The organism is Dryocola clanedunensis (genome assembly GCF_038405435.1).
GTDB classification, from domain to species: domain Bacteria; phylum Pseudomonadota; class Gammaproteobacteria; order Enterobacterales; family Enterobacteriaceae; genus Dryocola; species Dryocola clanedunensis_A.
Window position 1 is genome coordinate 1 of the sequence record NZ_JBBYHZ010000254.1, and the last position, 506, is coordinate 506.

1 pseudogene is annotated in these 506 nt (G+C 70.0%); it reads right to left on the minus strand.

Annotated elements, in window-relative coordinates:
* A pseudogene (locus AAE045_RS24510) lies at window positions 1-378 on the minus strand (hypothetical protein); the annotation flags it as partial.
* Window positions 379-506 lie beyond the last annotated feature (128 nt).

Genomic DNA, 506 nt, shown 5'->3' on the forward strand with positions numbered 1-506 from the left:
CCGCAGTTCGGCAGGGCTCAAGCGGCCCTGCAGGCGGATCAGATCGGCACCGACACCGAGCTTGCGCACGATCTGCGGGTTCACCGCGCTGGCACGCCCGGCGGCGGAGCCACCGACACTGGCGCGGGCGACCGCCGACTGCACGGCCGTCAGCTTGGCCGAACGATCCGTGGCCGCGGCACTGCCGGGGCGGTACTTGACGATGATGCGCTCTGCGCCCTGGGCGGCAGCCGGCTGGCGCACCGGTTCCTTGGCCGGCAGGCCCGCGGCATAGGCGCTGGCGCCTGCGGACAACGACAGCACGGCGGCTGCCAGCACATTGATGCGAAGGTTCTGCTTACTGGTCACGTTGACGTCCTCTTCAAGGTCATGGATCAAACGACTGTTCAGGCCAACACTCCATGCGAGCTCCCTGGCCGGCCCTGGCCAGGGTTCCCGTGACCCGCCCCCTCAGGCCTTGCATTGCGTTGCGGCGGGGCCGCGCACGGCCCCGCGTTGAAACGGCT